The organism is Mesorhizobium sp. WSM4828 (assembly GCF_055811175.1).
Genome location: NZ_JBVVQK010000002.1, coordinates 183,776 through 190,383, shown reverse-complemented (window position 1 = coordinate 190,383; position 6,608 = coordinate 183,776). Strand labels below are relative to the sequence as shown.

The following is a 6,608-nucleotide window of genomic DNA, read 5'->3' as shown; positions in this document are numbered from 1 at the left end:
CGCGCAGCGCGAAGCAGGATGGCGGAGAGGATGGGATTCGAACCCACGAGAAGCTTTTGACCTCTACTCCCTTAGCAGGGGAGCGCCTTCGACCACTCGGCCACCTCTCCGTTGCGCCGGTGGATAAAGAAAAGCGCCGGCACAATCAACAAGCTGGCGCTATTATCCTTGAAAAATCGACCCTTCGCCAAAGCGCCGCCCCGCGATGTGGCGATTCTGCGGCAATTCCCTGGTTCGCGACTCGGGCCATGGTCACATTTCTGGCCGACCATCGCCGGAATCCACCGTTTGCAACGGCTTGCGAAGGGCTGTTGGTTAACGGGAGCTTTCGGAGTGAGGCCAAATCGTGTCATTTGTGCAACAACGCCGGGGTATAGCGCCAACACAAACCTTTTGCCGGTACGATCGTGGTTGAACGCCGCCGTCTCATGGGTAATGTCGGGTTTGAAGGAGCGGCGCGGTGCGCATCTTTTTCGGTAGTGGGGATGGGGCAGGGAACGCTGTCCTTCAGCAAAGAATACCCAGACCCGTTTTTTAACTTTTGACTGGAGGTCAGAAAATGAACATCAAGAGCCTGCTTCTCGGCTCCGCTGCGGCACTGATCGCAGTTTCCGGTGCGCGCGCCGCCGACGCCGTCGTCGTCGCCGAGCCGGAACCCGCTGAATACGTCAAGATCTGCGACGTCTACGGCGCTGGCTACTTCTACATCCCCGGCACCGAAACCTGCCTGCGCATCGGCGGCTATGTTCGCTATGACATCGGCATCGGCGACGTCGGCTCATTCGACGGTGCAAAGACCACCGATCAGCAGGACGGCGACTCGCAGGATACCTACTACAAGCACGCCCGCTTCACGCTGAAGACCTGGACCGGCCAGGAAACCGAGCTCGGCACCTTGAAGACCTACACCGAGACGCGCTTCAACTGGGGCAACCACAACGACTACCTTGATGACAACTTTAACGGCGGTACGAGCGTTTCGCTGAACTTTGCCTGGGTCCAGCTCGGTGGTCTACGCGTCGGTAAGGACGAATCGGCCTTCGATACCTTCATCGGCTACGCCGGCAATGTCATCCAGGATACGCTGGTCCCCTACGGCGGCTTCGACACCAATGTCGTCCAGTATTACTTCGATGCCGGAAACGGCTTCTCGGCCGTGGCTTCGTTGGAAACCGGGTCGGGCAGTGCCGCCGCGGATCCTGGCATTTTCCAGGACAGCAACAGCGGCAATGATTCCATCGACAGCTATGTCCCGTATGTCGTCGGCGGTATCAAATACACGCAGGGCTGGGGCTCAATCACCGGTGTCGCCGCCTATGACAGCACTTGGGAAGAGTGGGCCGGCAAGGTTCGCGTCGACGTTACACCGATACAGAACCTGACACTGTTCATCATGGCCGGCTACGGCTCTGACGACAACATCGACCGCAACTTCTACAAGCAGTGGGGCGGCAACTGGGCAGTCTGGGGTGGTGGCACCTACACCATCAACGAGAAGACCTCGTTCAATCTCCAGGCCTCGGCTGACGACGACAAAAACTACGGCGTCGCTGCGAACATTGCCTACGATATCGTTCCCGGTCTCACGATCACTGCCGAAGTCGATTGGGCCCGCGACGGCCAGTTTGACAAAGCCTACGATCGCAACTGGACCAATGCCGACGACAAGGACAGCGTCGGCGGGATGCTGCGCTTCCAGCGCTCATTCTAACAGTCCCAGCCTGATTTGAGATCGAACCCGGCGGGCCGACCGCCGGGTTTTTTCTTATGGGGACGCTGCCATCAACTCTCGATGTATGAATGCAGGCTACCGCTGAACATCGATCGCAGGGCTGAGCTGAGCTATTGCAATGCTCGCCTCGCCGCTTGTCGGACGTACAAGAAATGAAAACCTTGGCACGATCTGCGGTGCTGGCCTACAGGATCAAAGGATCCCGGCAGCAAGTCATGGTGAACCTCGGCCTGCCGAACACTTGTTCAAATCTCGGCCAGGTCGCCCAAGGCGTGAATCAGCGGCTGGATCGTGCTCTCGTACTTTTTCCAGCGTTTGACGGATGAATTATAGATCGGCTGCCGCACCTGCCAGCGGCTGGGAGTATTGACCGACCCGCTCCTCTCGAAAAAGCGCAAGCAGGCATCGTCCCAAGGCAAGCCGAGATGATCGATGAGACGGCGCGTTTGCGTCTCCTGATCCGCAACCAGCGTCTCATAGCGGCTTTCGAAAATACGTCCGGGAAAGACCTTGTCCCAGTGCCGCATCAAGCGATCATATTCGCGGTAGTACAGGCCGAGTGTCTCAAGGTCGGCGTTGTAGCCGTGGTCCTTGGTGAAATGCAAGACGAAGCAGGAGACGCAATTGTCGATAGCATCGCGCCGGCAATGAATGATGCGTGCGTTGGGAAAGAGAATTCCAATCACGCCGATAAACTCGAAGTTGTGCGGCATCTTGTCGACGATGCGGAGCGCGGCAGGCGCGTGCCGGCGCAGATAAGACAGGTATTCTTCGGCCAGTGCCCTCGACTGATCCCTCGTCATCGACATGATCGAACTGCGCAGGTCCTCATCCGACAGTGTCCTAAAGCCCATCGAGTTCGCGATTCGCCGCAGCTTCGTAAGCTCCCCGGCGCCATGGACATCCGGATGGCTCGCGCAGATCTGCTCGGTCAGCGTCGTCCCCGACCGGGGCATGCCCAGCACAAACACAGGCACTTCGGACGGACTGCCGTGGCCAGCCTTGGCTTCCAATAGTGACGGGCTGAATATCTCGATCATGGAATCGACGCTTCGGCGGTAGTACTCCAGGTCGAAATCGTGACCAGCGGCCTTTTTCGCCCTCTTGAAGTGATCCATCGCCTCTTCATAGCGCTGAAGATCGTTCAGCACTTTGCCTGCCGCGTGATGGAGCTGCGATGCAGCAACCGGTTCGAGCCTGGGATTGGAGAGTTCGCGCAGAATAGAATCGAGCTCGGCAGGTTTTTCGGTGAACTTTTGCGTGTCGACCAGGTAATTGTAGGCCGCCCCAACATCGACACGACGGTCTATTGCCTGGTCAAGATAGGCTCTGGCTTCGTCCATGCGGCCGAGGCTGGTGAGCGCACCAGCCAGACCAATCCGGACCATGGGATGGTCGCCGTTGATCTTCAGCGCCTTCTCGTAAAGGGGCAAAGCCATCTCGGCCTTGTCGAAGTTGACGTAGGCACGCGCCAGTCCGCAAAGCGCTTCCACCAGATCGGGCTTCAATTCGCAGGCGCGCTGCAAGTGCCTGATCGCAAGCAAGCTGTCGCCAAGCTTCAGACCGGCCTCTCCCAGGCTAAGGTGGAAATATGGATTTTGAGGCGTCTGGCTTACTGCCCGCGCAAAATATTTGAGAGCCAACTCATCGTCGACACCGAGCCCCAACGTGCCGAGGATGTAGAGCGAAAGCGGGTGGTTGGGCGTGCGCGCGAGAACGCGATGGCATAATTCCTCCGCCTCCGGGAGCCGCTTGGCTTGCTGAAGTTCGAGCGCCTGTCGCAGCAGCATGTCGTCAGCTTGCGCGCGCGAGGGCGATTTCACTTTCGACGGCTGCACTTTCGGCGCCGAACGGGACTTTATGTGTTTGGACCAAGCGGGCGGCAGTCGGTTGCTCATCATGTCTCGCTAGCAAAATGGTCCGGGAGAATCCAGCCTGACCGTTGCCGCCGGGCGTGGAACTCAGGCACCGGCGAGATCGCCGAGCGATTGGATCAGCGGCTGGATTGCGCTCTCATAGTTTTTCCAGCGCTTGACAGATGAACTGTAGATCGGCTGCCGGACTTGCCAGCGACTGGCCGTGTTGACCGATCCCTCCTTGTCGAAGAAGCGCAGGCAGGCATCGTCCCAGGGCAATCCAAGATAATCGATCAGACGGCGCGATTGTGCCTCCTGATCCGCAACCAGCGTCTCGTAGCGGTTTTCGAAGATGCGTCCTGGAAAAACCTTGTCCCAATGTCGCATCAGGCGATCATATTCACGGTAGTACAGCCCGAGCGTCTGCAGGTCGGCGATGTAGCTGTGTCCCTTGGAGAAATTCTGGAAAAAGCACGAGAGGCAATTGTCGATTGCGTCGCGGCGGCAGTGAATAATCCGCGCGTTGGGAAAGAGAAGGCCTATTAGACCGATCAGTTCGAAATTCTGGGGCATTTTGTCGACGACGCGAAGTGCGGTCGGCGCACGCTCATGAAGGTATGACAAATGCTCCTCGGCCAACCTTTTGGACACGTCAGGGGTGATCGGCACAATCGATTGGCCCAAGGCTCGTGACGGAACCTTCGTGAGGCCGATAGCATTTGCGGCTCGCCTTAGCTTGCTCAGTTCTCCTGCGCCGCGAACATCCGGGTGGCTCGCGCAAATCTGCTCGGTCAGGGTGGTCCCTGACCGGGGCATTCCCAATACAAACACGGGCACTTCCGATGGGCTTCCGTGACCCGCCTTGGCAGCCACCATGTCCGGGTTGAAGAGCTCGATCGTAGAGTCGACCCAGCGGCGATAGGCTTCCAGGTCAAACTTATAGCCTGCGGCCTGCTTGCCTTTCTTGAAATGATCTATCGCGTCTTCGTAGCGCCCAAGGTCGTTCAGCACCTTGCCGGCTGCGTGATGAAGTCTCATCGCACTTTCGGGGTCAAGTTTTGGGTAGCTCAGTTCGCGCAGGATGGACTTAAGTTCGGCCGGCTCTTCGGTGAATTTGCGCGTATGCACAAGCTCGCTATAGGCAGCGGGCATCGCGATGCGACGTTCGATCGCTTCTTTCAGATAGACTTCGGCTTCGTCCACGCGACCGAGACCGGTGAGTGCGCTGGCCAGTCCTGTCCGAACGCGAGGATGATCGCGGTTGATCTTGAGCGCTCTCTCGTAAACCGGCACAGCCATGTCAGCCTTGTCGAATTCGACGTAAGCGCGTCCCAATGCGCAAAGCGCTTCCAGCAAATCGGGCTTCAACTTCAAAGCTTGCTGAATATGCCTGATCGCGGGCGAATATTCGCTGACTTTTAGATAAACCTCACCCAGACTAAGGTTATAAAAGGGGTTTTGAGGCTCCTCGCCGACGGCTCGGGCCAAATATCGCAGGGCCATTTCATCGTCGAGCCCGACGAATAGGGTGCCCATGATATACAAAGCCAAGGGATGGTTGGGCGTCCGCTCCAGCACGCGACGGCACAGTTCCTCCGCTTCAGCCAACCGCCTGGCCTGCTGTAAGCCATACGCCTGTTTCAGCAGAGCATCGTCGGCCTGCGCGCGCGACGGCGGTTTCGCCTTCGGCGGTTCCACTTTCGGGGCCGAACGGGACTTTATGTGCTTGGACCAGGCGGGTGGCAGTCGGTTGCTCATCATGTCTCGCTAGCAAAATGGTCCGGGAGAATCCAGCCTGACCGTTGCCGCTGGCCGCGGAACTTGCGCAGGCTCAGCCGGCAGGCTAGCAAGAAGGCCCCTTTTTGAACGAGCCTTTGCCATGCGCCCTCCCCTTACGCCGCTCATCGACGCGCTTCCCTCCACGGTGCCGTTTGTCGGACCTGAGGCGCAGGAGCGCGACCGCGGCCGCGCCTTTCGCGCCCGCATCGGCGCCAATGAGAGCAGCTTTGGCCCTTCGCCGCGCGTCGTTGCCCGCATGGCCGAGATTGCCGGCGACATGTGGATGTATTGCGACCCCGACAATTACGATTTGAAGGTAGCCGTAGCCCGGCATCTCGGCGTCGGCGCCGAAAACGTCGTCATCGGCGAAGGCATAGACGGGCTGCTCAGCTTGGTTGGGCGCATGTATGTGGCGCCCGGCGACGCGGTGGTGACCTCGCTCGGCGCCTATCCGACCTTCAACTTTCATGTTGCCGGCGTCGGCGGCCGGCTGGTCGCAGTGCCCTACGAGAACGATCGGGAAAACCTCGACGGCCTGCTGGCGGCAGTGGCCAGGGAAAAGGCGCCACTGGTCTACCTGTCCAATCCGGACAATCCGATGGGCAGCTGGTGGGAAGCCGCCGAGCTTGGCCGCTTCATCGAGGCCTTGCCGGAGACCACAATGCTGGTGCTCGACGAAGCGTATGGCGAATTAGGGCCAGCCTCAGCGCTGCCGCCGATCGATGTGGCGCAGCCGAACGTCATCCGCATGCGCACCTTCTCCAAGGCCTATGGGCTGGCCGGCATACGCTGCGGCTATGCGGTGGCCGAGGCCCAGGTGATTCGCGATTTCGAAAAGATCCGCAATCATTACGGCGTCAGCCGCATGGCGCAGATCGCCGGTGTCGAGGCGCTTGCCGATCAGGCCTGGCTGGAGAGCGTGGTGGCGCGGGTCGCCGCCGGGCGCCGGCGCATCGCCGGAACAGCTGAGGCGAACGGGCTGAAGCCGCTGGCTTCGGCGACCAATTTCGTCACCATCGACTGCGGCCGCGACGGCGCTTTCGCGCTAAAAGTGCTGCAGGCGCTGTTGTCGCGCGACGTCTTCATCCGCAAGCCGATGGTGCCGGTGCTCGACCGCTGCATCCGCGTCAGCGTCGGCCTCGACCACGAACTCGACATCTTTGCCGAGGAACTGCCTGGCGCACTGGCAGCAGCGCGGGGGAATTGAAGCGCCTTCGCCCTATGTGGCTGACCGGCGGCAG

4 protein-coding genes and 1 tRNA gene are annotated in these 6,608 nt (G+C 59.7%); 2 read left to right on the top strand and 3 right to left on the bottom strand.

Annotated elements, in window-relative coordinates; genetic code table 11:
* Positions 1-19: 19 nt before the first annotated feature.
* Positions 20-110 (bottom strand) — tRNA-Ser (locus tag AC0L2X_RS03615).
* A 449-nt stretch (positions 111-559) separates the two neighbouring features.
* Here AC0L2X_RS03615 and AC0L2X_RS03610 point away from each other — a divergent pair.
* Positions 560-1,711: a porin gene (locus AC0L2X_RS03610; RefSeq protein ID WP_352471037.1), complete on the top strand. Its 1,152-nt coding sequence runs from the start codon at positions 560-562 to the stop codon at positions 1,709-1,711.
* 266 nt (positions 1,712-1,977) lie between these two features.
* Here AC0L2X_RS03610 and AC0L2X_RS03605 read toward each other — a convergent pair whose 3' ends face one another.
* Both AC0L2X_RS03605 and AC0L2X_RS03600 read right to left on the bottom strand, forming a co-directional pair.
* Positions 1,978-3,630 (bottom strand): tetratricopeptide repeat-containing sulfotransferase family protein, encoded by a 1,653-nt coding sequence (locus tag AC0L2X_RS03605; protein WP_473554518.1) that lies wholly within the window; start codon positions 3,628-3,630, stop codon positions 1,978-1,980.
* Between the two features lie 63 nt (positions 3,631-3,693).
* Positions 3,694-5,346: a tetratricopeptide repeat-containing sulfotransferase family protein gene (locus AC0L2X_RS03600; RefSeq protein ID WP_473554515.1), complete on the bottom strand. Its 1,653-nt coding sequence runs from the start codon at positions 5,344-5,346 to the stop codon at positions 3,694-3,696.
* A gap of 121 nt (positions 5,347-5,467) precedes the next feature.
* On the opposite strand from AC0L2X_RS03600, the gene AC0L2X_RS03595 reads away from it, so the two are divergent.
* On the top strand, positions 5,468-6,574 hold the full coding sequence (locus AC0L2X_RS03595; protein ID WP_473554514.1) for a pyridoxal phosphate-dependent aminotransferase: 1,107 nt from the start codon (positions 5,468-5,470) through the stop codon (positions 6,572-6,574).
* Positions 6,575-6,608 lie beyond the last annotated feature (34 nt).

Bases quoted from the DNA above. Each gene is read 5' to 3' on its own strand.
- AC0L2X_RS03610 (WP_352471037.1), top strand. From the start codon at position 560: ATGAACATCAAGAGCCTGCTTCTCGGCTCCGCTGCGGCACTGATCGCA.
- AC0L2X_RS03605 (WP_473554518.1), bottom strand. From the start codon at position 3,630: ATGAGCAACCGACTGCCGCCCGCTTGGTCCAAACACATAAAGTCCCGT.
- AC0L2X_RS03600 (WP_473554515.1), bottom strand. From the start codon at position 5,346: ATGAGCAACCGACTGCCACCCGCCTGGTCCAAGCACATAAAGTCCCGT.
- AC0L2X_RS03595 (WP_473554514.1), top strand. From the start codon at position 5,468: ATGCGCCCTCCCCTTACGCCGCTCATCGACGCGCTTCCCTCCACGGTG.